Genomic DNA, 24,635 nt, shown 5'->3' on the forward strand with positions numbered 1-24,635 from the left:
GATCAGTCTGCATGTGATACATTAGAAAACCTTATGCATGGAGTTCCACGTGGTCCATTCATCCAGTCTGCTGCGCCAGTTGAAAACCTTCGAGGTCACCGCCCGGCACATGAGTTTTACCCGTGCCGCCGACGAATTGTGCATATCTCAGGCGGCGGTCAGCCACCAGATCAAAACGCTGGAGGAGGCATTGCAGATAAAGCTGTTCAAGCGCATGACGCGGGCCATTACGCTGACCGGCGAAGGGGCGATTTTGCAACGCAGCCTGGTCGACGCCTTTGGCCGCATCGACCGCGTGCTGGCGCAGTTGGCGCAAGGCGAGGGGCGTGCGCGCAAGCGGCTGACGGTGGCTGTGACACCGGCTTTCAGCTCGCGCTGGCTAGTCGGGCGGTTGGACCGCTTCCTGGCGGCGCACAGCGAGCTGGAAGTGCGGCTGGTGCACACCGTGATGCATACCGATTTGGGACGCGACAGCATCGACCTGGCAATACGCTGGGGCGATGGCAAGTGGCCGGGCGTGGAGTGCGAAAAGTTGTTCGGCACCGAACTGCTGCCGGTATGTTCGCCTGCGCTGCTGAAGGATGGTCCGCCGCTGAATACTCCGACCGACCTAGCGCATTACACGCTGCTGCACGAGGACAGTTGTGACGATTGGGAGCGCTGGTTTGAGCAGGCCGGCCTGGCGCCTTCGCTGGCGCTGCGCGGGCCGCTGATCGACGACAGCAATGCGTTGATGCAGGCGGCCTTGAACGGGCAGGGCATCGCGTTGGGCCGCATGGTGCTGATACGCGACGACCTTCAACGCGGCACCCTGGTCAGCCCTTTCAGCCAGACGCTCAGCGCGCAAGGGGCTTACTACATGTGCTGGCGGCCAAGCCGCAGCGAGCATGAGGCGCTGGCGTGGTTCTCCGACTTCCTGCGTAACGAAGCTACTTCAGGCTGACTTCGAACCATAGGTCCTTTTCTTCCACGGTGGCCCTGAACAGCTTACGGGCGGAAGGCGAGAGCTCGGCGAGGCTGGCTTCGCTGGGGCGTTCTTCATCGGCCACCAGCAGGCGGCCATAAGTCTTTTCCTTCAGCCGCTCGACCAGCGGATTGAAGGGCATGCCCATCCAGCGGTTCTTGATGGCTTCCTTCTTCGACACTGGAATGAAGGCGACCAGGTTTTCGCTGGTCATCTGCTCCAGCCCCTTGTCGCGCAAGGTGGCGTTGTGGCTGCCGTGATGACCGACCTTGTAGAACACTGTGCGTGACAGCAGGTCCGGCCCGGTGACGTAGTGGTCGCCCACCTTCCAGCGCAAGTCCTGCCAGGATAGCCAGTTGCCAACCTGCGCGTCGGCCGGGAAGAGCATGATTTCCCCCGTATCGATAAATTCGAACGCCAGCACCAGGCAAGTGTTGTTTGTGTGGCTGTCCAGGTTCAGGGCCAGGGTTTCTGCGGCCTGGGTCCAGTCTTCTTCGATCTTGCGCCAGTCCTCGGCTTGCGCTTGCCATACTTTGGAGACCAGGTCGGCAAGGGCAGGTGAATAGCGCTGGCCGGCATTCGCCTGGCGCCGCAAGCCAGGATCGAAGGGGCAATCATCAAAGCTGTCATCGGGCGGGGCGCCGCTTGGTCCCATGCGCAGGAAGGCGGCATCCAGGTTGCTCGCCAGCTGTAATTCCGAAGCGAGTTCATAGACTTCACGGCCGGTCTTGGTCGGCGTGCTGCGCTTGATCAGGCCTTCATCCGGCGGCGGCCCGAGTACATAGACGCGCAGGTTCGGCGCGCCATCCAGCGTGCGCGGCCCTTGCTTTGGCGACAGATAGCGCGTCTTCACATCCTGCTTGCCTTGCAGGTATTCGAAGGCGTCGCGTGTCCTGCCGATTGCGGCGCCGGGCGGGTCGCCGGGTTTGAGTCCGAAGAAGCCGAGCATGCGGCCCAGTTGCGCGCCGCGCTCCTGCATGCCGGGCGAATTGGAATTTTCGAAGGCCGAAACGGCCGTGGCCAGCGCATTCACCTTGGCCGCGCGTTCGGCGCGCAAGCGCTGGCCCAGTTCATTGCGCGGGTCTTCCGTCCAGGCGTACCAGACTTCGCCGATCTCCATCGAATCGAAAACGTCGCGCGCCTGCGAGGTGTGAAAGCCGGAGGCATGGTCCCAATGTTCGTGCGTCATGACCACCACGTCGAGATGGCCATTGCAGGCCTCGTGGATATCGTGGGCCACGGCCTGCATTTTTTCTTTTGGCTTGTCGGCCACGGTGATCAGGCCGCAGTCGATCAGAACGTTGTAGGTATCGAAGCCGCCTTCCTTGGCAAAGCGCAGCAGGATGCAGTCACCAAGGCCATGGCGGTACAGGCGGATGCGCAGGCGTGCTTCGTTTGCGGCCTGTTTGTGCGGGTGGGTATCGGCGACCGCCTGCGGTGCGCGCGGGCGCGTCTTGGCCCGGGCAGCCAGCGGTGGAACAGTGGGTGAATTCATGGCGGCACCTTATTCGTTGGAGTGGAGCATGCAGAACGGCTCGGCGCTGTCGCCGTCCACACTGAAGTAGGTCGAACGCAGCGCCACGCCGGCGTCATAGCGCATGCTGCGGTGGGAACGCACTGCGGCCAGTCGCTTGTCGTCGTTCAGCGGCCGCTTGATCGCGTAGCGCAGGGTCGGGATCACGCCGCCGTCGTCCTGGATATCGCCTTCCAGGTCGAACACGAGGGTGCAGCCGCCGGGGAAGTCGAAGCTTCCCATGAGGGGATGGCCCGGGTCCACCGGCAGTTTGCGGCGGCGCTGGGTGATCGAAATGACCAGCTGTTTCAGGATGTCGCCGTCGGGCATAACGCGCAGGGTTGGCTGTACGGCGTGCACTTCGAAGCTGGGCAGGCCGTCACTGTCGTAGCGCAGGCCTTCCACATTGCCGTTACGGTGCAGTTCGAGGCCGGTGACGCGCATGAATTCATCGCAGCGCGACAGGTCGTTGGACTTGATCATCTCTTCCAGGTAGTCATGGGCGCGGATGCGCGCCCGCCGCAGCGTTTCGTACACGCGGCTGCGCTTGCGCTGGTACAGGGAGTCCTGCACCAGGCCACTCAGTTCCTTGGCCAGGCCGGTGAGCACGCTGGTGGGGTCGGAGCTGCCATCGGCCAGTTCGATGCGCGCATAGGGCCAGCGCAGCTGTTCTTCCGACAGGGTTTTCAGGCCTTCCGGCAAAATGCCCCAGCGGCGGAAGGATTCGATCAACGCGACACGGTAGCCGTGGCGGTCGTCCGGCACCATGTCGTAATCGGCAGTGACCAGGGCGCGCAGGTAGTCGCCGAAGGTGATGTCGAAAGGCGGGCAGTAGTCGAGGGCGCGGATCGACATCAGCAGGAAGTGGTGGGCAGTCTTGGTCGCCACTGACGCCAATTCGTCCACCAGCACGGGATGCAGCGCGCCATCGGGCAGCTTGCCGGTGCCGGCGCTAGCCAAGGATACGATGCCGGCGCTGCGCAGCTTGTACATCTCAATGAAGGCCGAGAACATGGCCGCCACCAGGATCGAGCCGCGTTCATGCGGCTCCAGCGCCTGCGCCAGGCGCGTCGGATCGGGCTGCACCGGGTGCCAGACGCCGTTTTCATCCATCTCGCCGATGGCGCTGCGCAAGGCGCCATAGCGGCCGGTGGCCACGCCGAATTCCTGCGCCAGCTCGCTGAGCAGGGATTGCGCTTCCAGGTTGCCGCGTGTGCGGGAAATCTGGTGCTTCAGCACTTCCGGGAAGGTGAAGTGCTGGAACAGCGCCACCATGTCGGCAAAGGCTTCGTGGAAGGCGAGCGTGTCGGGGTTGTTATCGTCCAGGTAGCGGCGGTGCATGCCATCGAGCAGGGCGTGCGTGGTTTCGTGGGCGATGATGTCTTGCGACAGGCAAGAGAACACCATGCCGCTCGGGCCCTGGAAGTAGCCGAACAGCAGCGCCTTTTTCTGCGGGCTGTAATAGGCGTTGGCTGCGCGCAGTGCGTGCGGGTAGATGCGAAGGGTCTGCACGAATTCCTCGTGCTTGCTGGCGTCTTCGTGCGAAGACCATTGCACCTGGCGCCCCAGCGCTTTTTCGAAATTGCAGATGGTGTTCATCGCCACCGCGTACACCATCTGCTGGTGGAATTGCGGGTTGCCTTCGGATGGAGGATGGCCGTCCTGCGCCAGCAGGTTGGGGCTATTCAGGTCGACCGGCTCATACCAGCAATCGCTGGCCGGGTCGAAGTCCACCACTTCCACGTATTCGCCGCGCGGGCCTGGCTGCAGCTCGCTCTCCCACGGGATGTTGAAGATGCGCTGGTTGATCGACGCGGTATCGAGCTTGAGCGACATGCTCGGGTCGAAGGCATAGCCGCGCAGGCGCCGGAACGGCGGACGCTTGCTGCCTTGCTCGATTGCCTTCTGGCTGTAATCCTGGCTGCTGGCGGAGGAGTACATGGCGGCTCCTTATTGCAGCAGTTCCGGCGCCCAGGTCTTGATGCGGGCCGCCACCAACGCCGCTCCATGGCGCGCCAGTACGGCGCGTTCGGCTTTGTTGAGCGCCTTCAGGTTGGTCTCGATAGAGGAGGCGAAGACTGAATCGCCCTCGATCGCTTCGCCATCATGGCTGTCGATGGAGAACCACAGCGGGCAAGGGCCGGCCTTGGCCATGTGGCGGTGCTTCATGCGGTCGAACTGCAGGCCGCGGATCTGCTCCATCATGATGTCCAGGCCTTCCTTCAGCACCAGGGCGCTCGATTCCGTCGGGTCGACCTTGATGGCGTAGGGTTTGCCGGCGTCGCTGACCAGCAGGTAATTCAGCTCGTTCAGCGCGGCCAGGCCGGGATTGACGCCAAGGTTGTCATATAGCCCGCCGTCGCTGAGGGTGACGTAATCGCACTTGGCGGCAGGCGCGTATTCCGTTTTCTCGAGCCGCAGGGGCGGGAATACAGGCGGGAAGGCGGACGACGCGGCCACGGCGCGCGCGATCGGGAAGTTGGCGGCGTCGGCAAAACCCAGTTCGTAGTCGCCCATCTCGCTCTTCCCCTTGCTTCCGGCGATAAAGGAAAACATATTGCCGGTGGCGAGGTTGGTGGTGTTCAGGTAGATGCGCGGGCCCTCGGACAGGTCGCCCAGCTTCTTGCTGCCGAAGAGGTCATCCGCATACGTATCGGCCAGCTTGTCCAGGCGCGAATGGAAGGGATCGAGCAGGCCGCCGATCACCGAGCCGACGGCAATCGAACGCGTGGCGAGGTACTCATCCAGCTTGTCGAGTGCATTGGGATCGTGCCAGTTCAGGGCCAGGAAGGCGCCGGCGATGCTGCCGCCACTGACGCAAGAGATGAGGTCGACCTTATCCAGCAGCTGGTGCGCCTGCAGCTGGCGGAACACGCCCAAATGAAAAGCGGCAGCTCGAAAGCCGCCGCCGGACAAGGTCAGGCCGATGCGCTTGCTAGCGCCGCCGAGTGTGATGGCCATGGAACACCTCCGTAGGAAAGCGTTTGCCCATGGCGTAAGGAATCTCCCGCTACGTTAGGGCGATTCTTACAGAGTAGGCTAGAAAATTGCCAGGAAATACACGAATTGTCACTTGTCGGCCAGCTTGGCTTCCAGCTCGGCCAGGCGCGATTCCATCAGTTCCAGCTTGGCGCGGGCCTTGGCCAGCATTTGTGCCTGGATATCGAATTCCTCGCGGGTGACCAGGTCCAGCTTGGCGAAGCCCTGGGTCATCATGGCTTTGACGTTCTTTTCGATATCTTTGGCCGGCGAATTTTCGATGACCTGGTTGACCTTCTGTTGCAAGTCGTTGAAGAAGGCGTTCATGTCCATGGTTATTTCTTCCTGATGTGTGTTTGTGTGTGAGTTTGTGCACCACAACGGTGCGGCTTTGGATTGTAATGGTGCGGAAAGCTGTCTTAAGTTCAATTCCTGCACGAATTATGGCTGGCACGCAATCTGCTAATAAGCAGTAAAGCTGTTGTTTCAGACTGAATTTTAAACCGCAATAAAAGTTCACTCAAAAGGAAATCGCCATGATTTATAAGAGCAAGAAGCTGGGTCTCACCGCTGCAGTCGCACTGGCAATCGCATCGATGGGGACTAGCTTGGCCCAAGCAGCCGATGCTGCGCCTGAGGCGAAGCCTGACAATGAGATTAGCTATAACGCGGCCCTGACCAGCGACTATCGCTACCGTGGTATCTCGCAAACCCGCCTGAAACCTGCGCTGCAAGGCGGCGCTGACTGGGTCAACAATCCAACCGGTTTCTACGCAGGCGTCTGGGGCTCGACCATCAAATGGGTCAAGGATGGCGGCGGTGATGCCAGCGTGGAAATCGACCTGTATGGCGGCAAGCGCGGCGAGATCGTGCCTGGCGTCAGCTACGACGTTGGCTTCCTGGCCTATGTCTACCCGTCGAACGACCTGCATCCAAGCGCTAATACCCGCGAAATCTACGGCCAAGTAGGCTACGGCCCGGCTACCCTGAAGTACTCGAACTCCCTGAGCAATCTGTTCGGCTTCGCTGACAGCAAGCACAGCTCCTATATCGATGCTTCCGTCAACCAGGACCTGGGCGAAGGCTACACCCTGAACCTGCACGCAGGCCGCCAGAAGGTGAAAAACAGCCCAGCGTTCAGCTATACCGACTACAAAATCGGCGCCACCAAGGACTTTGGCGTGGCAACCGTAGCCCTGGCTTATATCAAGACCACCAGCGACGCGTACGTGGCGCCGAATGGCAAAAACCTGGGCAAGGGCGGCTTGGTGCTGACCGTGTCCAAAACCTTCTAAAGAGGCAACCGTATGAAAATGATTACCGCCATTATCAAGCCGTTCAAGCTCGACGAGGTGCGTGAAGCCCTGTCGGCGATCAACGTGCAAGGTATTACGGTGACCGAAGTTAAAGGCTTCGGACGCCAGAAAGGCCACACCGAGCTGTATCGCGGTGCGGAATACGTGGTCGATTTCCTGCCAAAGACCAAGATCGAAGCTGCCGTTGACGATGCGATCGTCGACCAGGCTATCGAGGCGATTGAAAATGCAGCCCGCACCGGCAAGATCGGCGACGGCAAGATTTTCGTCTCGTCGCTGGAGCAAGTAATTCGTATCCGTACCGGCGAGACCGGCAACGAAGCACTGTAAGGGGAAACGTGATGCATAAGACCATGAAGAAATGGCTGGCGGGGGTGACTGTCCTGTTGGCTTTCAGCGCAGCGCTGCCTGTGCTGGCCCAAGACGCCAAGCCGGCTGAAGCACCAGCTGCTGCCGCTACTGCTGCCGCATCGGCTGCTGCGCCTGCGGCTGCGCCGGCTCCTGCCGCAGCTGCACCTGCTGCCGACGCTGCCGCTGCCCCAGCTGCCGCTGCCGCTCCGGCCGCCGCACCTGTGCCACAGAAGGGCGACACCGCCTGGATGTTCGTGGCTACCCTGCTGGTGATCCTGATGACCATCCCAGGCCTGGCCCTGTTCTACGGCGGCCTGGTGCGCTCGAAGAACATGCTGTCCGTGCTGCTGCAAGTGTTTTTCGTTTTCGCGCTGATCATTGTGCTGTGGTGCCTGTACGGCTACTCGCTGGCGTTCACCGAGGGTAATGCCTTCTTCGGCGGCTTCGGACGCTCGCTGCTGAACGGTATTTACGATCCGGCCAAGGGAGCGTTCGCAACCGCTGCTACCTTCAGCAAGGGCGTAGTGATTCCTGAGTTCATCTACGTAGCTTTCCAGGGCACCTTCGCTGCGATTACCTGCGGCCTGATCGTCGGCGCGTTTGCCGAGCGCGTGCGCTTCTCCGCCGTGCTGGCCTTCATGGTCCTGTGGTTCACCTTCAGCTACCTGCCTATCGCCCACATGGTCTGGTTCTGGACCGGTCCTGACGCAATCACCAACGCCGACACCCTGGCCAGCGAAACCGCCAAAGCGGGCTGGATCTTCCAGAAAGGCGCGCTGGACTTCGCAGGCGGCACCGTGGTGCACATCAATGCCGCTATCGCCGGCCTGGTTGGCGCAATCATGATCGGCAAGCGCGTCGGCTACGGCCGCGACTCCATGGCTCCGCACTCGCTGACCATGACCATGATCGGCGCATCGCTGCTGTGGGTGGGCTGGTTCGGCTTCAACGCCGGTTCGGCCCTGGAAGCTGGCGACATCGCTGCGCTGGCCTTCGTCAACACCCTGCTGGCAACTGCCTGCGCAACCGTATCGTGGGTGTTCGGCGAGTGGGTCTTCAAGGGCAAGCCTTCCATGCTGGGCGGCGCGTCCGGCGCGGTTGCCGGCCTGGTGGCGATCACCCCGGCTTGCGGCTTCGTTGGCCCAATGGGCGCACTGGCGATCGGCCTGCTGGCTGGTATCGTCTGCCTGTGGGGTGTGAACGGCCTGAAGCGCCTGATCGGCGCGGATGACTCGCTGGACGTGTTCGGCGTGCACGGCGTGGGCGGTATCCTGGGCGCCATCCTGACCGGTGTGTTCGCTGCACCATCGTTGGGCGGCCAGGGCGTATTCGACTACGTTGCCAACAAGGCAAGCGCAGATTACTCGATCGGCGGCCAGGTCTGGATTCAGATGCAAGCCGTGGGCATTACCATCGTGTGGTCGGCTGTCGTTGCCTTCCTGGCATACAAACTGGTTGACGTTGTGATCGGCCTGCGTGTACCCGAGGAAGAAGAGCGCGAAGGCCTGGACATCACCAGCCACGGCGAGTCCGCGTACCACGCTTAATTTGTCAAAAAACCATGGGGTCTGGCACCTGACAAAACATGGCTGCGCCATGTCTTGTCAGGTGCCAGACCCCGAAGCGCCTTTCGGGGCGCTTTTTTTGTTTAAAAGTATCTTTTAAATGGCGTTTTTGCCCCAAAATGGAGAGTCTGCAAATACCAACCCGCAAGGAAGTCACATGGTTCCCCATCTCGTCACGGCCCTGACCGGTCCGTTACTGGATCTTGAAGAAAAGATCATTGCCGCGACCCCAGCCATTGAACGGTGGTTCCGCCTCGAGTGGCAGGAGCATACGCCGCCGTTCTATGCTTCGGTGGACCTGCGCAATGCCGGCTACAAGCTGGCCCCGGTGGATGCCAACCTGTTCCCTGGCGGCTTCCATTACCTGGCCAACGAAATGCTCCCCCTTTCGGTGCAGGCGGCCATGGCGGCGATTGATAAATATTGCCCAGATGCACGAAACCTGCTGCTGATCCCGGAAATCAAGCCGCGCCACCCGACTTACTTCCAGGGCGTCGCCCGCCTGATGCAGATTTTCCGACAGACCGGCCTGAACGTGCGTTTCGGCTCACTAGACCCATCCGTCACCCAGCCGACGCCGCTGGCGCTGCCCGATGGCAATATGCTGGTGGTGGAACCCCTGGTGCGCTCGCCGAACGGCCGCCGTGTGGGGCTGAAGGATTTCGACCCGTGCACCATCCTGCTGAATAACGATTTGTCGGCAGGTATCCCGGATATTCTGACCAACCTGCATGAGCAAAGCCTGCTGCCGCCGCTGCACGCGGGCTGGGCGCTGCGCCGCAAGTCCAACCACTTCAATGCCTACGATGAGGTGGCGAAGAAGTTCGGCAAGCTGATTGGCGTTGATCCGTGGATGGTCAATCCTTTCCACGCCAAATGCGGCGCGGTGGACCTGACCACCGGGGAAGGGCAGGAGAGCCTGGCCGCCTCTGTGGATGCGGTGCTGGCCAAGATCCGCAAGAAGTACAAGGAATATGGCATCAAGGAGAAGCCGTTCGTCATCATCAAGCCGGACGCCGGTACTTATGGCAAGGGCGTGATCACGATCCGCGATGCGGCCGAGTTGAAAGAGTTGTCGGAAGAGCAGCGTAAGCGCATGACGGTGATCAAGGATGGCAAGGCGGTGACCGACCTGAATATCCAGGAGGGCGTGCCGACCTTTGAGAGCATCAAAGAGGCGTTTGCGGAGCCGGTGGTTTATATGATCGACCGCTATGTGGTGGGTGGGTTCTACCGCGTGCATGGCGAGAAGGGGCCGGACCAGAATCTGAACGCGCCGGGGTCGCAGTTTGTGCCGCTGGCGTTCGCGCAGCAGCATGCGGTACCGGATGTGAAGGCGAAGCCGGGGACTGCGGCGCCGAATCGTTTCTACGTCTATGGTGTGGTGGCGCGGCTGGCATTGCTGGCGGCTTCCCTGGAGATGGAGCGCACTGACCCGGATCCGGAGGTCTATTAAACCCGGTACACCTGGGTACGACCCAAGGGTCGGACCCAGAATTTCCGGGTTTCGGCTAGAATCAAGTGTTACATTTTTGGACTAATCCATGAAAATCGCCTTCCTCGCCGACCCGTTGTCCAGCTTCAAGATTTACAAGGACTCCACCTTCGCCATGATGGCCGAGGCGGCGCGCCGGGGGCATGAGGTATATGCCTTCCAGCAGCGCCACATGGCGCTCAAGGAAGGCAAGGTCACGGCTCACATTTCGCGCATCGAGATGACCGGCGACAAGGACGAGTGGTACAAGGCAGCGCCTTCGGAAGACACCAGCCTGTCCGCCTTCGACGCCGTGATCCAGCGTAAGGACCCGCCGTTCGACATGGAATACGTCTACGGCACCTACCTGCTGCAGCTGGCGGAGAAACAAGGCGCCAAGGTCTTCAACAAGCCTTCCGCCATCCGCGACCACAATGAAAAACTGTCGATCGCCCAGTTCTCGCAATTCACCGCGCCGACCCTGGTCACCAGCGACGAAACCCGCCTGCGCGACTTCCAGGCCGAACACGGCGACGTGATCCTCAAGCCGCTGGACGGCATGGGCGGCGCCGGCATCTTCCGCGTGAAAGCCGATGGCCTGAACCTGGGCTCCATCATCGAGACCCTGACCCAGCTTGGCACCCGCACCATCATGGCGCAGCGCTACATCCCGGACATCGTCAAAGGCGACAAGCGCATCCTGCTGATCGACGGCAAACCCGTGCCTTTCTGCCTGGCCCGCATCCCGCAAGCCGGTGAAGTGCGCGGAAACCTGGCCGCCGGCGGTACCGGCGTGGCCCAGCCGCTGTCGCAGCGCGACCGCGAAATTGCCGAGGCCCTTGGTCCGGAATTGGCTTCGCGCGGCCTCTTGCTGGTAGGATTAGACGTGATCGGCGATTACCTGACCGAGGTAAACGTCACCAGCCCGACCTGCTTCCAGGAGATCACGCAGCAGACAGGCTTCCAGGTCGCGTCCATGTTCATCGACGCAGTGGAAGCACGGGCAGGCAAGCAAGGATAAACATGGTAGGGATTTTATTGATGACACACGCGCCGCTTGGCCAGGCATTCCTGGCCGCCGCAGCGCATGTGTTCCGGGCCCCGGTTGAAAAACTGGAGGCGATCGATGTGCTGGCAGACCAGGACCTGAACGAAGTGCAGCAGCTGGCGCGTGACGCCATCAAGCGCCTCGACTCGGGTGCCGGCGTGCTGGTCATGACCGATATCAAAGGCGGCACGCCCGCCAATTGCTGTAACAAGCTTGCCGATGCGGGCCGGGTCGAAGTAGTTGCAGGCATCAGTCTTCCGATGCTGCTGCGCGCGATCACCTACCGCACCGACACGCTGGACGTCGTAGTGGAAATGGCCCTGGCCGGCGCGCAGAACGGCGCGGTCAAGGTCGACAACCGTATCCGAGTCAACTAAACAAAACTAAAACATGATTCAGCAAGAACTTGAAATTATCAACAAGCTCGGATTGCATGCACGTGCTTCTGCAAAATTCACCCAACTGGCAGCCAAATTCCAAAGCGATGTCTGGCTGTCGCGTAACGGTCGCCGCATCAACGCCAAGTCCATTATGGGTGTGATGATGCTGGCTGCTGGCAAGGGGGCCAAAGTCCTGCTGGAAGCGGACGGCTCCGATGAACAGGATTGCATCAACGCCCTGAGCGCACTGGTCAACGACAAGTTCGGCGAAGGCGAATAAATGCGGGACGGCAGCCCGATGGCATCGTTCTCCCTCCACGGTATTCCGGTTTCGCGAGGTATCGCGATCGGCCGCGCGCACATACTTGCGCCGGCGGCGCTCGATGTAAAGCATTACCTGATCGCCGAGGAGCACGTGGAAGCGGAAGTGCGGCGCCTGCAATCGGCGCTGGCCGCCGTGCACCGCGAGCTGCAGACGCTGTGGAATGAGTTGCCGAAGGACGCCCCGACCGAATTGGGCGCCTTCATCGACGTCCACGCGCTGATCCTGTCCGACCCGATGATTTCCGAGGCACCGCTGGAGATTATCCGCGCCCGCCACTACAACGCCGAATGGGCGCTGCTGACCCAGATCGACGAGCTGTCGGCGCAGTTCGACGAAATCGAAGACCCTTACCTGCGCGAGCGCAAGGCCGACATCCAGCAAGTTGCCGAGCGGGTGCTGAAAGTCCTGATGGGCAGCGAACAGCTGCTGCCAAAGCAGGGCGAACTCGAAGGCGATGAATTCCTGGCCCAGATGATCGTGGTGGCCCACGATATTTCGCCGGCCGACATGCTGAAGTTCCGCGACCGCTCCTTCATCGGCTTCGTGACCGATGTGGGCGGCCAGAACTCGCACACCGCGATCGTGGCGCGTTCGCTTGATATTCCGGCGGCTGTCGGCATGTCGCAGGCCTCGACCCTGATCCAGCAAGACGACTGGGTGATCATCGACGGCGATGCCGGTGTGGTGATCGTCACCCCAAGTGCGCAAGTGCTGGAGCAGTACCGCGAACGCCAGCTGGCCGCCCTGCGCGCCCGCAAGAAGCTGGGCAAGCTGAAAAAGACGCCCGCCATCACCAAGGATGGCATGCAGATCCAGCTGATGGCGAACATCGAGCTGCCGGAAGACTGCGAACACGCGATGGAGTCGGGCGCCAACGGCGTTGGCCTGTTCCGTTCTGAATTCCTGTTCATGGGCCGCGGCGACAGCATGCCGACCGAGGACGAGCAGTACGACCAGTACACCAAGGCCGTGGTGGCCATGAAAGGCCGTCCGGTCACCATCCGCACCCTCGATATCGGCGCCGACAAGCCGCTGGACCAGATGGAGCACACCGCGCTCAATCCGGCCCTGGGCTTGCGAGCTATCCGCTACTGCCTGGCGGAGCCGCAGATTTTCCTGACCCAGCTGCGCGCCATCCTGCGCGCTTCGGTGCACGGCAAGGTGCGCATCCTGATCCCGATGATGGCGCATGCCTTCGAGATCGACCAGTCGCTGGCCATGATCAAGCGCGCCAAGGCGCAGCTCGAGGAAAGGGGCGAGAAGTACGACCCCGATGTGCCGGTCGGCGCGATGATCGAGATCCCGGCGGCCGCGCTGGCGCTGCCGATGTTCGTCAAGAGGATGGATTTCCTGTCCATCGGCACCAATGACCTGATCCAGTACACGCTGGCGATCGACCGCGTCGATTATGAAGTGGCGCACCTGTACAACCCGTTGCATCCGGCCATCCTGCAACTGATCGCCATGACCATCTCCGCAGGCCACAAAGCCGGCATCGAAGTGGCGGTGTGCGGCGAAATGGCGGGCGACGCCAAGCTGACCCGCTTGCTGCTGGGAATGGGCCTGCGCGAATTCTCGATGCACCCGTCGCAGCTGCTGTCGGTCAAGCAGGAAATCCTGAACAGCGACCTGTCGCTGATTAAGCCGCAAATGCGAAAGATCATGCGCGGCATGGACCCTGACACGATCGCCGACGCCGTCAACGCCCTGCAAGCCCTGTAATACCAACCTTTTTTTGACAACCGGATTCACATGCCTTCGATTGGAATCGTCTCGCCGCAGACAATGCACTTTGCGGAACCCCTTCAGCTACAGAGCGGAGCGTCCCTGCGCGACTATATGCTGATGTACGAGACCTATGGCACGCTGAATGCGGACAAGTCGAATGCGGTGCTGGTTTGCCACGCGCTGAATGCCTCGCACCACGTGGCGGGCTACTACGCGGACAATCCAAAGAACGTGGGCTGGTGGGACAATATGGTCGGCCCGGGCAAGCCGCTCGATACGGACAAGTTCTTCGTCATCGGCGTGAATAACCTGGGCTCCTGCTTCGGTTCCACCGGCCCGATGCACATCAATCCGGAAACGGGCAAGCAGTACGGCGCCGCCTTCCCGGTGGTGACGGTGGAAGACTGGGTCGCCGCGCAAGCGCGCCTGGCAGACCAGTTGGGCATCCAGCAGTTTGCCGCCGTCATGGGCGGTTCGCTGGGCGGCATGCAGGCCCTGGCCTGGTCCATCATGTACCCGGAGCGCCTGCGCCACTGCCTCGTGATCGCCTCTACGCCGAAGCTGTCGGCGCAGAATATCGCGTTCAATGACGTGGCGCGTCAGGCCATCCTGACCGACCCGGACTACCACGGCGGCGACTTCTACGAACATAGCGCGGTGCCGAAGAACGGCTTGAAAGTGGCACGTATGATCGGCCACATTACCTACCTCTCCGACGACGACATGGCGGAGAAATTCGGCCGCAAGCTGCGCGATATCGCGGCCAGCGGCGGCGACTACAAATTCGGCTTCGGCATCGACTTCGAGATCGAATCCTACCTGCGCTACCAGGGCGACAAATTCGCGGAATACTTCGACGCCAACACCTACCTGTTGATCACCAAGGCGCTCGACTACTTCGACCCGGCGCGTAAATTCGACGGCGACCTGACCAAGACCCTGGCCGGTACCAAGGCCAAGTTCTTCCTCGCTTCCTTCACAACGGACTGGCGCTTCTCGCCGGAGCGCAGCCGCGAGATCGTGCAGGCACTGCTGGCCAACCGCCGCGAGGTGACTTACGCCGAGATCGATGCGCCGCATGGCCACGACGCCTTCCTGCTTGAAGATTCGCGCTATATGAATATGGTGCGCGCCTACTACGAGCAAGTGTGGAAAGAAACGAACAAGGAACAAGCAGCATGACTTTCGATGACTTGAGCAGCGCCCGTCCCGACCTGGCCTTCATTGCACACTGGGTGCGCGAAGGCGCCCACGTGCTCGACGTAGGTTGCGGCGATGGCGTGATGATGGATTACCTGCAGACCGACAAGCGCTGCTCCGGCTACGGCCTGGAACTGGCGGACGACCAGGTGCTGGCTTCGACCCAGCGCGGCGTGCGCGTGATCCAGCAGGACTTCGAGAATGGCCTGGGCATGTTCGGCGATAACTCCTTCGACACGGTGCTGTGCCTGTCCTCGCTGCAGATGCTGAAACACGTGGAAGCGCTTTTGCGCGACATCGTGCGCGTGGGCCGCGAAGCCATCGTGTCCTTCCCCAATTTCGCCTACTGGCCGCACCGCGTGGCGCTGCTGAAGGGCCGCATGCCGGTCTCCAAGTCGCTGCCATACCAATGGCACGACACGCCGAACGTGCGTTGCGCCACCATCTACGACTTCCAGGAACTGGCGGAAGAAGTGGGGCTGGAAGTGATCGAATGCGTGGCGCTGGCCGAGGGCAAGACCGTGTCCGTGCTGCCAAACCTGCGTGGCGACCTGGCCGTGTTCCGCTTGCGCAAAAAGCAAAGCAGTTAATCTGTTGTGGTATCGTAGCCAACATGAAGAAGTTCAAGCTCACACTGATCGCGCTGGCCCTGGCCGCCGGCGCCGCAACGGCCGCGCCAGCATCTGCGCCGATGAATCCCAAGGCCGACGGCATCCCCGTCACCAAGCTGTCGCGTCTGCGCGTCTTTGCGGACGAACAGGAGATGGACCAGCAGTCCAAGCTCCAGTATTCCCAACTGCTGAGTGAAGCGAAGCAGAAAGAGGCCTTGGTGCCAGACAGCGACCCGCAGGTTAAGCGCCTGCGTGCGATCGCAGCGCGCATCGTACCTAATGCGAAACGCTGGAACCCTTCCGCCGCCAACTGGCAATGGGAGGTCAACCTGCTCAATTCCGACCAGGTCAACGCCTTCTGCATGCCGGGCGGCCGCATTGCTTTCTACAGCGGCATCCTGACGAAACTGAACCTGACGGACGATGAAGTGGCCATGGTCATGGGCCATGAAATCTCGCACGCCTTGCGCGAACATGCCCGCAAGCGCGCGGTGCAGTCGACCGCCGTGTCGATTGCCAGCAAGCTGGGTGGCGCCGTGCTGTCTTCCTACCTGGGTATTGATCCTCGCCTCACCGACGCCGGCGCCAATATGGCCGGTCAGCTCACCGTAATGAAATTCTCGCGCGGCGATGAGACCGAGGCCGATCTCGTCGGCATTGACCTGGCAGCCCGCGCAGGTTTCGACCCGCGCGCCGGCCTCGTCCTGTGGAAGAAGATGGCCGCCGTGAATTCGCAGGAGCCGATGGAATTCCTTTCGACCCACCCTAGCGGCGACTCGCGCATTCAGGATATGCAGAAGAATATGCCGCTGGTGCTGCCGGTCTACGCCCGCGTGCGCGGCCTGGACGTGAACAAACTGCCGGCTTACCAGACGTCCGCGCTGCCCAACTGACATGTCCCGCCCGAAGCACGCCGCGAGCGCGCCGCCATTGCCGATGCGCGATGGCGTCACGCCCAGCTATTTGTGGCTGCCAGAGGGCGACTGGCCGGACATGATCAGCTTCATGTCCGCCAACTATCCCGCCGTGAGCGAAGCGCAGTGGCGCGACCGCATGGCGCGCGGCGATGTGGTGGACGGGCAGGGCGCTCCGGTGCGGCCCGAATCCCGCTTTGTGCGCGGCGCTCGCATCTGGTACTACCGCGAGCTCGAATACGAATTCCCCATACCGTTTGAAGAAGAGGTTTTGTTCCAGGACGAGCATATCGTGGTCGTCGACAAGCCGCACTTCCTGCCTACGATCCCGTCCGGACGCTTCGTGAAAGAGACGTTGCTGGTGCGGGTGCGCCGGAAGCTTGGTATCGAAGACCTGGTGCCGATCCACCGCCTGGACCGCGAAACGGCGGGACTGGTAATCTTCTCCTGCAATGCCGCCAGCCGCGGCGATTATCAGTCCCTGTTCCAGAAACGCCTGGTGCAGAAGGAGTATGAGGCGTTGGCCGGCCCTCTGCCTGGCCGCACATTCCCATTCGTTTACCGCAGCCGCATGGTGGAGGGCGATAAGTTCTTCACCATGAAGGAAGTGCCGGGCGAGCCGAATTCCGAAACCATGATCGACGTGATCGAGCAGCGCGGCGAGCTAGTGCTCTATCGACTGTGGCCGCACACCGGCCGCCAGCACCAGCTGCGCGTGCACCTGTCATCGCTCGGCATCCCGATCGTAAATGATGTCTTCTATCCCGTCGCCTTGCCCTGCAAGGAGAACGATGTCTCATCGCCCCTTAAGCTGCTGGCCAAGACGATCGGCTTCCCAGACCCGCTGACGGGCGAATGGCGCTACTTCGAAAGCAGGCAAACGCTTTGAGTTAGCGCTGGCCTTTCAAGCCGGATACCGCCTTCTTGCCTTCCGCTGAAAGGAATGGAGTGATCGTGTCGTAACTGACCGTCACGTTGGCATTGCAATCCTTGTTGCTGTGAAGCGTGGCGAAGACGAGTCCATCGGCTGTGGGATAAGGTCCCTGGACGCCGTACATGGTCGAAAGGATTTGGCACCCCGGTGAAGCCGGCGCGAGTTCCTTGATCATTTCGCCGAGAGGGCTCTTCGCTTCGCCATAGTTGTCGAGGCCTTTGCAGCCATCGGCCAGCCAGCCGCATGTGCCGGCTTTGTCGCCCGAATCAAGATCGAATACCTGGGTATAAAGATGCGAATTATCGAGAGCCCCACCGCAGACATTTTTCCCCATCTCGTCGGTGACGATCAGGTAGCGTCCAATGACCTGCTTTGCGGTCAGCGTGCTTTGCCATCCCGGATCGCCGTTCGAACGGCAATCGCGGGCACTGGCTGCCTGCTCTTCCCGCCAATGCATGGTGTATGCGTTGATCTTGACTGCAGCGGGGGAGGCGCCGGCGAGATCGAATGAAGCACCGGCAGGAGAACTCACGATGCGGATCTCGAGATCATTTACCTTGGCGTTACTGTAGGTGTAATGCACGGAGCTGCCGACGCATGCCGACAGGCCGGCAAGCGTTGCAAAGGCGAAGCAGGCCAGGCGCATGGCTTAGTGGGCCGGAGCGGATTTAGGGCTGTAGCTGGAGCCCGGTGGGGCCCAGAACAGCGGGCCTTTCGGGGAAATCTGCAGGTTGTCGCTCAAGCCTTGCTTCTTCAATTCGCGGCGCAGGCCTTCCACGCCGTCTTCGCTCTCGATGATGAAGGCTTCGTCGATTACGTCGCCGTAATGGCGGTTGGTGGTCTCGATCGCCAGTTCGACCAGGTCGCCGTCGGCCTCGATGCTCCACAGGTGAACGTCCTCGTCCTCGGCGAAGGTCTTGAAGCGCCAGGTGCCTTTTTCAGTCTGCACGAACTGGATCGTGTCGAACTGTTCGTCGGTGGCTTCCGACTCTTCGTCGTTGATAAAGCTGCTCTTGATGGTCAGCAGGAATAGGACAAGGACTGATTTCATGATTTTTATGCGTGGTATTCGATGATCAGTGGGGCATGGTCGGAGAATTTCTCATCTTTGTAAACCGACACGGTGTGCGCCTTGGAGGCGATGCCCGGGGTGGCGACGTGGTAGTCGATACGCCAGCCCACGTTCTTCGCGTAAGCCTGGCCGCGGTTGGACCACCAGGTGTACTGTTCCGGGCGCGGGTCGAGGCCGCGGTGCACGTCGACGTAGCCGACTTCGTCGAACAGCTTGGTCATCCAGGCCCGTTCTTCCGGCAGGAAGCCGGAGTTTTTCAGGTTGCCCTTCCAGTTTTTCAGGTCGATTTCTTTGTGGGCGATGTTCCAGTCGCCGCAGATGACGAATTCGCGGCCTTCGGCGCGCAGCTGCTGCAGGTGGGGCAGGAACAGTTCCATGAAACGGAACTTGGCCAGCTGGCGTTCTTCGGAGGAGGAACCGGAAGGGCAGTAGACCGAAATCACGGTCAGGTTGCCGAAGTCGGCGCGCACGTAGCGGCCTTCGGCGTCGAATTCAGGGCTGCCGAAGCCGATTTCCACGCGGTCCGGTGCGGCCTTGCTATAGATGCCGGTGCCGGAGTAGCCTTTCTTCTCGGCGTAGTGGAAGTGGCCGTGGTAGCCGTGCGGATTGAGGAATTCTTCGGTCATGTCCGGCGCCTGCGCCTTCAGTTCCTGTACGCAGATGATATCGGCGTCGATAGTGGCCATCCAGTTGAAGAAGCCCTTCTTGGAGGCGGAGCGGATTCCGTTCAGGTTTGCGGAAATGATTTTTGGCATAGGTGTTCCGGTTAAAATATCGGCACTTTGAACAAGGATGGGTGCACTATGAGCAATTTGAGGCAAGAGTTTATCGCGTTTTCCGTACAGGCGGGAGTGCTGAAATTCGGCGAGTTTACGACCAAAGCAGGGCGCCAGTCGCCCTATTTCTTCAATGCGGGCCTGTTCCACGACGGCGCGACTTTGGCCAAGCTGGCGGACTTCTACGCCCAGACCCTGCTGGATTCCGGTGTTGAATTCGACATGCTGTTTGGCCCGGCTTACAAGGGTATTACCCTGGCATCGGCGACTTCGATGGCACTGGCCGGCAAAGGCCGCAACACTTCCTTCGCCTATAACCGCAAGGAAGCCAAGGACCACGGCGAAGGCGGCACCCTGGTGGGCGCCAAGCTGACTGGCAAAGTTGTCATTATTGACGATGTGATCTCGGCCGGCACTTCGGTGCGCGAATCCGTTGAAATGATCCGCAACGCCGGCGCCGAGCCTTGCGCAGTTCTGATCGCCCTGGACCGCATGGAGCGCGGCGGCAAGGATGGCCAGATGTCCGAGCTGTCGGCAGTGCAGGAGGTGAGCAAGAACTACGGCATTCCAGTGATCTCGATCGGCAACCTGGCCGACCTGTTCACCTACCTGTCGGCCGACCCTTCGCTGGCGCAGTACAAGGACGCTGTTTCCGCCTACCGCTCGCGCTACGGCGTCGTCTAAAGCGGCTGGCGCCCCGTGGGCGTTGTGCTAGACTGCGATTACTTCCTTACAACATTGGAACGAGGAAAGTAATGAACATCGCAACGCTCAAGGTGTACGGCGACGAAGCCGCCGTGGCGGATGTGCGGGACGGGCTCCCCAGCGAGCCTGAAAACGACTGGAAGAAGGGCGACACCAGCCCGACCGGCCGCACCCGCCTTGACCACGGCTTCTACGTCACGCTGGGCACAAACCCGGATCCGGACGCTTTGATGCGCCAGGTGCGCGCCTACCTGCACGAATGCCAGGCGCGCGGCATCACCTTCGATGTCGCGCCGATCCAGGCGGACTTGCGCCTTGCCTTTGTTCCCGCCGCGCCTGCACAGGGCGCATCCACTCTCGATTTCACGCTGGCCGATCTCTCGCTGTTGCTGGAGATGGGTATTGCGCTGAGCATTTCTTCCTGACCGCATGAACCGATTTTCTGAAGACCGCTTCGCCACTTTCAAGGGCCGCAACGGCGCCGAACGTAAAATCCATATCTGGGAGCCGCTGCAAGCGCCGGCTGGTGTGATATTGGCGATCCATGGCGGCATGGCGCATGCGGGCGATTATGTGACGCCGGCGCTGTATTTCAAGCAGCACCGCTTTGCCACCGTGGCATTTGACTTGTGCGGGCATGAGAATGCGCGCCGGGTCGATATTCCGGACTTCGCGATCTTTGTCGAGGAAGTGGGGCTGTTCCTGCATTGGGTCAAGCAACACTTCCCGGGTGTGCCGGTGTTCATCATGGGGCACTCGATGGGGGCGCTGATTGCCACGCGCTTTGGGCTTGAGGTGCTGGAGCGTGATCCGCTGGTGAAGGGCTTTGTGCTGTCTTCGCCGTATTACGTGAATGCGGTCAAGGTGCCGGCGGTGCTGGAGAAGATGTCCGGCGTCCTGGCGGCGCTGCTGCCGACTATGAAGGTGCCGTTGGCGTCGCTGACCGATGTGCTGACGCGCGATCCTGAGATCACGGCGCGACATCATCGCGATGAGGCGGACAATGTGCGGGCGAGCGAGTGCACGGTGCGGTTTGGTGTGGCGTTGCAGGGGGCGCAGAAGGGGTTGGCGTCGGTGATGCCGACCTGGCGATGGCCGTTATATGCGGTTGTTGCGGGGAATGATAAGTTGGCGGATCCGAAGGCGACGCTGGATCTGCTGGCGATGGTTGATCCTAAGCTGCTGGAGTGCCATGTGCAGCATGAGAATTATCACGAGAATTTCAATGAGGTGAATCGGGAGGAGATCTATGCGGATATCCTGCGGTGGATGTGCGCTCACCTTGCAAACCCGGTAAGCCGGGGTCAGACACAAGTGTCTGACCCTGTATGATCTTCCGGTCCGGGGCCGCGCCGCAGACGGGGTCTGACCCTGCGGGTCTGACCCAGGTTTACCGGGTTTAGGAAGCCAGCTTCTTCTTCAGTAGCTCGGTCAGCTGCGCCGGATTCGCCTTGCCTTTCGAGGCTTTCATCGCCTGGCCGATCAGCGCATTGATCGCCGCTTCCTTGCCGGCACGGTACTGTTCAACCGACTTCTCGTTGTTGGCAATAACTTCGTTGACAATCGCCTCCAGTGCGCCGGTATCGGAAATCTGCTTCAGGCCTTTCTGCTCGATGATCACATCGACCAGGTTCGGGTCTTCCGACTTTGCTTCCCACATTGCGCCGAACACTTCCTTCGCGATCTTGTTGGAGATCGTGCCGTCGGCGATGCGCTTCAGCATGCCGGCCAGCTGCGCAGGCAGCACTGGCGCGTCGGTGATTTCAACGCCTTCGCGGTTCAGGGTCGATGACACATCGCCCATCAGCCAATTAGCGGCAACCTTCGCGTTTTCTTTGCCGGCTGCAGCAACCACGGCTTCGAAGTAGGTGGCCATGCCTTTGGATGCGGTCAGCACCAGCGAATCGTATTCAGGCAGCTTGTACTCTTCCACGAAGCGCGAGCGCATCACGGCCGGCAGTTCCGGCATGGATGCTTTCACACGCTCGATCCAGTCGGCGCCGATGGTCAGCGGCGGCAGGTCCGGGTCAGGGAAGTAGCGGTAATCCTGCGCGTCTTCCTTGGAGCGCATTTCGCGGGTGACCTTCTTGTCCGGATCGTACAGGCGGGTCGCTTGCACAACCTTGCCGCCGTCTTCGATCAGCTCGATCTGGCGCGCGACTTCAACGTGCACGGCTTCTTCGATGAAGCGGAAGGAGTTCAGGTTTTTGATCTCGCAGCGGGTGCCGAATTCGGTCTGGCCTTTCGGGCGTACGGACACGTTGATGTCGCAGCGGAAGGAGCCTTCCTGCATATTGCCGTCGCAGATACCCAGCCACATCACCAGGCCGTGCAGGGCCTTGCAGTAAGCCACGGCTTCGGCCGCGGAGCGGATTTCCGGCTCAGAGACGATTTCCAGCAGCGGGGTGCCGGCGCGGTTCAGGTCAATGCCCGACATGCCGTGGTAGTCCTCGTGCAGCGATTTGCCTGCGTCTTCCTCGAGGTGGGCGCGGGTCAGGTTCACGGTGCGGGTGACGAATTCGCCGTCTTTCTCGAAGCCGAAAGTCAGCTTGCCGCCTTGTACCACCGGATCTTCGAACTGCGAGATCTGGTAGCCCTTTGGCAGGTCAGGGTAGAAGTAGTTCTTGCGGGCGAAGATCGACTGAGGGGCGACTTTCGCGCCCACGGCCAGGCCGAAGCGAATGGCGCGTTCGACCGCTTGCTTGTTCATCACAGGCAGCACGCCCGGCAGCGCCAGGTCAACCGGACTGGCCTGGGTGTTTGGTTCGGCGCCGAACTTGGTCGGCGAGCCGCTGAAAATTTTGGATTCGGTAGTGAGCTGTACGTGGTTCTCAATACCGATAACGACTTCCCATTCCATATTTTTCTCACTTAGCAAATGTCCACCTTGGGGTCAGGAGCCCAAGTGGACAGGGTAGTTCTCTGTCCACTTGGGTTCCTGACCCCAAGGTGGACATTTGCGGACCTGCCCGTAATTAGATTCCCGAAGGGCTGCGTTTGTGCCAGTCCGTCGCTTGCTGGAACTGGTGGGCAACATTCAGCAGCTTCGCTTCTGCGAAGTAGTTGCCGATGATTTGCAGGCCGACCGGGCGCTTGGCGTTCTTTTCGCCTTCGCCGAAACCACAAGGGATGGACATGCCAGGCAAGCCGGCCAGGCTGGTGGACAGGGTGAAGATGTCGGCCAGGTAGTTCGCTACCGGATCGTCCGCCTTCGAGCCCAGGTCCCAGGCCACGGTTGGGGCGACAGGGCCCATGATCACGTCGCACTGGCTGCCCAGCACATTGGCGAAGTCCTGGGTGATCTTGCGGCGGATCTTCTGCGCTTTCAGGTAATAGGCGTCGTAGTAGCCGTGGCACAGGATGTAGGTGCCGACCATGATGCGGCGCTGTACTTCCGGACCGAAGCCTTCGGCGCGGCTCTTCTTGTACATGTCCTGCAGGTCCTTGTAGCCCTCGGCGCGGTGGCCGTAGCGCACGCCGTCAAAGCGCGACAGGTTGGACGAGGCTTCCGCCGGAGCGATCATGTAGTAGGCCGGGATCGACAGCGCGGTGTTCGGCAGCGAGATGTCGACCAGGGTTGCGCCCAGTTCCACGAACTTGGCCAGCGCGGCGCGCACGGCTTTTTCAACGTCGGCAGCCAGGCCTTCGCCGAAGTACTCTTTCGGCACGCCGATGCGCAGGCCGGTCAGCGGCTTGTCCAGGTCGCGGGTGAAGTCTTCAGGGGCGTTGCCCTGTTCAACGGTCAAGCTGGTCGAATCGCGTTCGTCGAAGCCGGTCATGGCGGACAGCAGCAGCGCGCAGTCTTCCGCGGTTTGCGCCATCGGGCCTGCCTGGTCCAGCGAAGAGGCGAAGGCGATCATGCCGAAGCGCGAAGCGCGGCCGTAGGTTGGCTTGATGCCGGTGATGCCGCAGAACGCGGCAGGCTGGCGGATCGAACCGCCGGTGTCGGTGCCGGTCACGCCTGGCGCCAGGCGCGCAGCGACAGCAGCAGCGGAGCCGCCGGAAGAGCCGCCAGGAACGGCAGCTTTGTCCCAAGGGTTTTTCACGGCGCCAAAGGCCGAGTTCTCATTCGAGGAACCCATGGCGAATTCGTCGCAATTCAGCTTGCCCAGGTTGACCATGCCGGCGTCCAGCATTTTCTGCACCACGGTGGCGTCGAATGGGCTGGTGTAGTTGGCCAGCATTTTCGAGCCGGCGGTCGAGCGCCAGCCCTTGGTCACGAAAATGTCCTTGTGCGCAATCGGCACGCCGGTCAGCGGAGTGGCGGTGCCGTTGGCGATGCGCTTGTCGGCTTCTTCGGCCTGGGCCAGCGTCAGGGCGCGGTCCACGTGCAGGAAGGCATTCAGGTCGCTTTTTTCAATACGGTCCAGGAAGTGGGTCGCCAGTTGGACGGCGCTGACTTCCTTTTTTTGCAGGAGCTCGGACAGCTCTTTAATTGTTTTGGTATGCATTCTCTGTTCTCGCTTATTCGATCACTTTTGGCACCAGATACAGGCCATCTTCTGTCTTTGGCGCCACTTGCTGGTAATCCTCGCGGCGATTCGGCTCGGTTGCCACGTCTTCGCGCAGGCGCAATGCGACCTGCATGGCGTTTGCCAGCGGGTGGGACAGCGGGGCAACGCCCTCGGTGTCAACGGCCTGCATCTGCTCGGCCAGCGCGAAAATGCCATTCAATTTGTCCAGCATATTGGCGGAATGGGCTTCGTCCATCTCCAACTGGGCCAGTTTGGCGATGCGATTAACGTCGTTCAGTGTCAGGGACATGGAATTGTCAAAAATA

At 61.0% G+C, this 24,635-nt stretch carries 26 protein-coding genes; 16 read left to right on the forward strand and 10 right to left on the reverse strand.

Going from position 1 to position 24,635, the window contains the following annotated elements; translation table 11 throughout:
* Positions 1-49: 49 nt before the first annotated feature.
* Positions 50-943: a transcriptional regulator GcvA gene (gene gcvA / locus AC1RTP_RS25005; RefSeq protein ID WP_498611354.1), complete on the forward strand. Its 894-nt coding sequence runs from the start codon at positions 50-52 to the stop codon at positions 941-943.
* Here gcvA and AC1RTP_RS25010 read toward each other — a convergent pair.
* The 4 genes from AC1RTP_RS25010 to AC1RTP_RS25025 form a co-directional block, all read right to left on the reverse strand.
* Positions 930-2,459 carry an MBL fold metallo-hydrolase gene (locus AC1RTP_RS25010; RefSeq protein ID WP_498611355.1) on the reverse strand — a complete coding sequence of 510 codons (1,530 nt, stop codon included), beginning with the start codon at positions 2,457-2,459 and terminating at the stop codon, positions 930-932. The two genes, gcvA and AC1RTP_RS25010, sit on opposite strands and share 14 nt — an antisense overlap.
* 9 nt (positions 2,460-2,468) lie before the next feature.
* Positions 2,469-4,418: a hypothetical protein gene (locus tag AC1RTP_RS25015; protein ID WP_498611356.1), complete on the reverse strand. Its 1,950-nt coding sequence runs from the start codon at positions 4,416-4,418 to the stop codon at positions 2,469-2,471.
* Positions 4,419-4,427: 9 nt separating this feature from the next.
* Complete coding sequence (locus tag AC1RTP_RS25020) at positions 4,428-5,438, reverse strand: patatin-like phospholipase family protein (protein ID WP_498611357.1); 1,011 nt, start codon at positions 5,436-5,438, stop codon at positions 4,428-4,430.
* 108 nt (positions 5,439-5,546) lie between these two features.
* Positions 5,547-5,789 carry an accessory factor UbiK family protein gene (locus AC1RTP_RS25025; RefSeq protein WP_155455213.1) on the reverse strand — a complete coding sequence of 81 codons (243 nt, stop codon included), beginning with the start codon at positions 5,787-5,789 and terminating at the stop codon, positions 5,547-5,549.
* A gap of 203 nt (positions 5,790-5,992) precedes the next feature.
* Between AC1RTP_RS25025 and AC1RTP_RS25030 the strand changes: the two genes are divergently transcribed.
* The 12 genes from AC1RTP_RS25030 (at position 5,993) to AC1RTP_RS25085 (ending at position 17,257) form a co-directional block, all read left to right on the forward strand.
* Positions 5,993-6,751, forward strand: coding sequence for a TorF family putative porin (locus AC1RTP_RS25030; protein ID WP_498611358.1), 759 nt, complete (start codon positions 5,993-5,995; stop codon positions 6,749-6,751).
* Positions 6,752-6,763: 12 nt separating this feature from the next.
* On the forward strand, positions 6,764-7,102 hold the full coding sequence (locus tag AC1RTP_RS25035; RefSeq protein ID WP_028102386.1) for a P-II family nitrogen regulator: 339 nt from the start codon (positions 6,764-6,766) through the stop codon (positions 7,100-7,102).
* Between the two features lie 23 nt (positions 7,103-7,125).
* A complete protein-coding gene (locus tag AC1RTP_RS25040; protein WP_498611438.1) occupies positions 7,126-8,670 on the forward strand; it encodes an ammonium transporter in 1,545 nt (514 codons plus the stop codon).
* Between the two features lie 175 nt (positions 8,671-8,845).
* Positions 8,846-10,144: a glutamate--cysteine ligase gene (gene gshA, locus AC1RTP_RS25045; protein WP_498611359.1), complete on the forward strand. Its 1,299-nt coding sequence runs from the start codon at positions 8,846-8,848 to the stop codon at positions 10,142-10,144.
* A gap of 88 nt (positions 10,145-10,232) precedes the next feature.
* Complete coding sequence (gene gshB, locus AC1RTP_RS25050; protein WP_498611360.1) at positions 10,233-11,183, forward strand: glutathione synthase; 951 nt, start codon at positions 10,233-10,235, stop codon at positions 11,181-11,183.
* A 2-nt stretch (positions 11,184-11,185) separates the two neighbouring features.
* A complete protein-coding gene (locus AC1RTP_RS25055) occupies positions 11,186-11,587 on the forward strand; it encodes a PTS sugar transporter subunit IIA (RefSeq protein ID WP_498611361.1) in 402 nt (133 codons plus the stop codon).
* Between the two features lie 13 nt (positions 11,588-11,600).
* Complete coding sequence (locus AC1RTP_RS25060; RefSeq protein WP_498611362.1) at positions 11,601-11,870, forward strand: HPr family phosphocarrier protein; 270 nt, start codon at positions 11,601-11,603, stop codon at positions 11,868-11,870.
* 18 nt (positions 11,871-11,888) lie between these two features.
* Positions 11,889-13,637, forward strand: a complete 1,749-nt coding sequence (gene ptsP, locus AC1RTP_RS25065; RefSeq protein WP_498611439.1) for a phosphoenolpyruvate--protein phosphotransferase — start codon at positions 11,889-11,891, stop codon at positions 13,635-13,637.
* Positions 13,638-13,667: 30 nt separating this feature from the next.
* A complete protein-coding gene (metX, locus tag AC1RTP_RS25070; RefSeq protein WP_498611363.1) occupies positions 13,668-14,825 on the forward strand; it encodes a homoserine O-succinyltransferase MetX in 1,158 nt (385 codons plus the stop codon).
* A complete protein-coding gene (gene metW, locus AC1RTP_RS25075; RefSeq protein ID WP_498611364.1) occupies positions 14,822-15,433 on the forward strand; it encodes a methionine biosynthesis protein MetW in 612 nt (203 codons plus the stop codon). Before metX ends, metW begins: the two co-directional genes overlap by 4 nt.
* Before the next feature lie 23 nt (positions 15,434-15,456).
* Positions 15,457-16,347 carry a M48 family metallopeptidase gene (locus AC1RTP_RS25080; RefSeq protein ID WP_498611365.1) on the forward strand — a complete coding sequence of 297 codons (891 nt, stop codon included), beginning with the start codon at positions 15,457-15,459 and terminating at the stop codon, positions 16,345-16,347.
* A gap of 1 nt (position 16,348) precedes the next feature.
* The gene (locus tag AC1RTP_RS25085) at positions 16,349-17,257 is read left to right on the forward strand and encodes a pseudouridine synthase (RefSeq protein ID WP_498611366.1); all 909 of its coding nucleotides are present in this window, start codon (positions 16,349-16,351) and stop codon (positions 17,255-17,257) included.
* A gap of 1 nt (position 17,258) precedes the next feature.
* Here the strand turns inward: AC1RTP_RS25085 and AC1RTP_RS25090 are convergent, their stop codons facing one another.
* The 3 genes from AC1RTP_RS25090 to AC1RTP_RS25100 are packed head-to-tail and all read right to left on the reverse strand — an operon-like array spanning position 17,259 to position 19,129.
* Positions 17,259-17,948: a hypothetical protein gene (locus tag AC1RTP_RS25090; RefSeq protein ID WP_498611367.1), complete on the reverse strand. Its 690-nt coding sequence runs from the start codon at positions 17,946-17,948 to the stop codon at positions 17,259-17,261.
* Positions 17,949-17,951: 3 nt separating this feature from the next.
* Positions 17,952-18,353, reverse strand: coding sequence for a hypothetical protein (locus AC1RTP_RS25095; protein WP_498611368.1), 402 nt, complete (start codon positions 18,351-18,353; stop codon positions 17,952-17,954).
* A 5-nt stretch (positions 18,354-18,358) separates the two neighbouring features.
* A complete protein-coding gene (locus AC1RTP_RS25100; RefSeq protein WP_498611369.1) occupies positions 18,359-19,129 on the reverse strand; it encodes an exodeoxyribonuclease III in 771 nt (256 codons plus the stop codon).
* A 48-nt stretch (positions 19,130-19,177) separates the two neighbouring features.
* Between AC1RTP_RS25100 and pyrE the strand changes: the two genes are divergently transcribed.
* From pyrE to AC1RTP_RS25115, 3 genes are all read left to right on the forward strand, one after another.
* On the forward strand, positions 19,178-19,834 hold the full coding sequence (gene pyrE / locus AC1RTP_RS25105) for an orotate phosphoribosyltransferase (protein WP_498611370.1): 657 nt from the start codon (positions 19,178-19,180) through the stop codon (positions 19,832-19,834).
* Between the two features lie 71 nt (positions 19,835-19,905).
* Positions 19,906-20,280 (forward strand): hypothetical protein, encoded by a 375-nt coding sequence (locus AC1RTP_RS25110; protein WP_498611371.1) that lies wholly within the window; start codon positions 19,906-19,908, stop codon positions 20,278-20,280.
* Between the two features lie 4 nt (positions 20,281-20,284).
* Positions 20,285-21,187, forward strand: coding sequence for an alpha/beta fold hydrolase (locus AC1RTP_RS25115; RefSeq protein WP_498611372.1), 903 nt, complete (start codon positions 20,285-20,287; stop codon positions 21,185-21,187).
* A 67-nt stretch (positions 21,188-21,254) separates the two neighbouring features.
* Here the strand turns inward: AC1RTP_RS25115 and gatB are convergent, their stop codons facing one another.
* From gatB to gatC, 3 genes are all read right to left on the reverse strand, one after another.
* The gene (gene gatB, locus AC1RTP_RS25120) at positions 21,255-22,733 is read right to left on the reverse strand and encodes an Asp-tRNA(Asn)/Glu-tRNA(Gln) amidotransferase subunit GatB (protein ID WP_498611373.1); all 1,479 of its coding nucleotides are present in this window, start codon (positions 22,731-22,733) and stop codon (positions 21,255-21,257) included.
* A gap of 97 nt (positions 22,734-22,830) precedes the next feature.
* Positions 22,831-24,306: an Asp-tRNA(Asn)/Glu-tRNA(Gln) amidotransferase subunit GatA gene (gatA, locus tag AC1RTP_RS25125; protein WP_498611374.1), complete on the reverse strand. Its 1,476-nt coding sequence runs from the start codon at positions 24,304-24,306 to the stop codon at positions 22,831-22,833.
* Positions 24,307-24,319: 13 nt separating this feature from the next.
* Entirely contained in the window at positions 24,320-24,619 is a 300-nt protein-coding gene (gatC, locus tag AC1RTP_RS25130; RefSeq protein ID WP_498611375.1) for an Asp-tRNA(Asn)/Glu-tRNA(Gln) amidotransferase subunit GatC, read from the reverse strand.
* Positions 24,620-24,635: the final 16 nt, after the last annotated feature.

The sequence above is a fragment of the Pseudoduganella sp. GW821-FHT11H04 genome (assembly GCF_058807935.1).

What these genes read in the sequence shown, in the direction of transcription:
- AC1RTP_RS25085 (WP_498611366.1), top strand. Translation starts at nt 16,349, where the DNA reads ATGTCCCGCCCGAAGCACGCCGCGAGCGCGCCGCCATTGCCGATGCGC.
- gshA (WP_498611359.1), top strand. Translation starts at nt 8,846, where the DNA reads ATGGTTCCCCATCTCGTCACGGCCCTGACCGGTCCGTTACTGGATCTT.
- AC1RTP_RS25090 (WP_498611367.1), bottom strand. Translation starts at nt 17,948, where the DNA reads ATGCGCCTGGCCTGCTTCGCCTTTGCAACGCTTGCCGGCCTGTCGGCA.
- AC1RTP_RS25055 (WP_498611361.1), top strand. Translation starts at nt 11,186, where the DNA reads ATGGTAGGGATTTTATTGATGACACACGCGCCGCTTGGCCAGGCATTC.
- AC1RTP_RS25035 (WP_028102386.1), top strand. Translation starts at nt 6,764, where the DNA reads ATGAAAATGATTACCGCCATTATCAAGCCGTTCAAGCTCGACGAGGTG.
- AC1RTP_RS25060 (WP_498611362.1), top strand. Translation starts at nt 11,601, where the DNA reads ATGATTCAGCAAGAACTTGAAATTATCAACAAGCTCGGATTGCATGCA.
- pyrE (WP_498611370.1), top strand. Translation starts at nt 19,178, where the DNA reads ATGAGCAATTTGAGGCAAGAGTTTATCGCGTTTTCCGTACAGGCGGGA.
- AC1RTP_RS25115 (WP_498611372.1), top strand. Translation starts at nt 20,285, where the DNA reads ATGAACCGATTTTCTGAAGACCGCTTCGCCACTTTCAAGGGCCGCAAC.
- gatC (WP_498611375.1), bottom strand. Translation starts at nt 24,619, where the DNA reads ATGTCCCTGACACTGAACGACGTTAATCGCATCGCCAAACTGGCCCAG.
- gshB (WP_498611360.1), top strand. Translation starts at nt 10,233, where the DNA reads ATGAAAATCGCCTTCCTCGCCGACCCGTTGTCCAGCTTCAAGATTTAC.
- AC1RTP_RS25040 (WP_498611438.1), top strand. Translation starts at nt 7,126, where the DNA reads ATGAAGAAATGGCTGGCGGGGGTGACTGTCCTGTTGGCTTTCAGCGCA.
- AC1RTP_RS25080 (WP_498611365.1), top strand. Translation starts at nt 15,457, where the DNA reads ATGAAGAAGTTCAAGCTCACACTGATCGCGCTGGCCCTGGCCGCCGGC.
- AC1RTP_RS25025 (WP_155455213.1), bottom strand. Translation starts at nt 5,789, where the DNA reads ATGGACATGAACGCCTTCTTCAACGACTTGCAACAGAAGGTCAACCAG.
- metX (WP_498611363.1), top strand. Translation starts at nt 13,668, where the DNA reads ATGCCTTCGATTGGAATCGTCTCGCCGCAGACAATGCACTTTGCGGAA.
- AC1RTP_RS25095 (WP_498611368.1), bottom strand. Translation starts at nt 18,353, where the DNA reads ATGAAATCAGTCCTTGTCCTATTCCTGCTGACCATCAAGAGCAGCTTT.
- AC1RTP_RS25110 (WP_498611371.1), top strand. Translation starts at nt 19,906, where the DNA reads ATGAACATCGCAACGCTCAAGGTGTACGGCGACGAAGCCGCCGTGGCG.
- AC1RTP_RS25010 (WP_498611355.1), bottom strand. Translation starts at nt 2,459, where the DNA reads ATGAATTCACCCACTGTTCCACCGCTGGCTGCCCGGGCCAAGACGCGC.
- AC1RTP_RS25015 (WP_498611356.1), bottom strand. Translation starts at nt 4,418, where the DNA reads ATGTACTCCTCCGCCAGCAGCCAGGATTACAGCCAGAAGGCAATCGAG.
- AC1RTP_RS25030 (WP_498611358.1), top strand. Translation starts at nt 5,993, where the DNA reads ATGATTTATAAGAGCAAGAAGCTGGGTCTCACCGCTGCAGTCGCACTG.
- AC1RTP_RS25100 (WP_498611369.1), bottom strand. Translation starts at nt 19,129, where the DNA reads ATGCCAAAAATCATTTCCGCAAACCTGAACGGAATCCGCTCCGCCTCC.
- ptsP (WP_498611439.1), top strand. Translation starts at nt 11,889, where the DNA reads ATGGCATCGTTCTCCCTCCACGGTATTCCGGTTTCGCGAGGTATCGCG.
- gatA (WP_498611374.1), bottom strand. Translation starts at nt 24,306, where the DNA reads ATGCATACCAAAACAATTAAAGAGCTGTCCGAGCTCCTGCAAAAAAAG.
- metW (WP_498611364.1), top strand. Translation starts at nt 14,822, where the DNA reads ATGACTTTCGATGACTTGAGCAGCGCCCGTCCCGACCTGGCCTTCATT.
- AC1RTP_RS25020 (WP_498611357.1), bottom strand. Translation starts at nt 5,438, where the DNA reads ATGGCCATCACACTCGGCGGCGCTAGCAAGCGCATCGGCCTGACCTTG.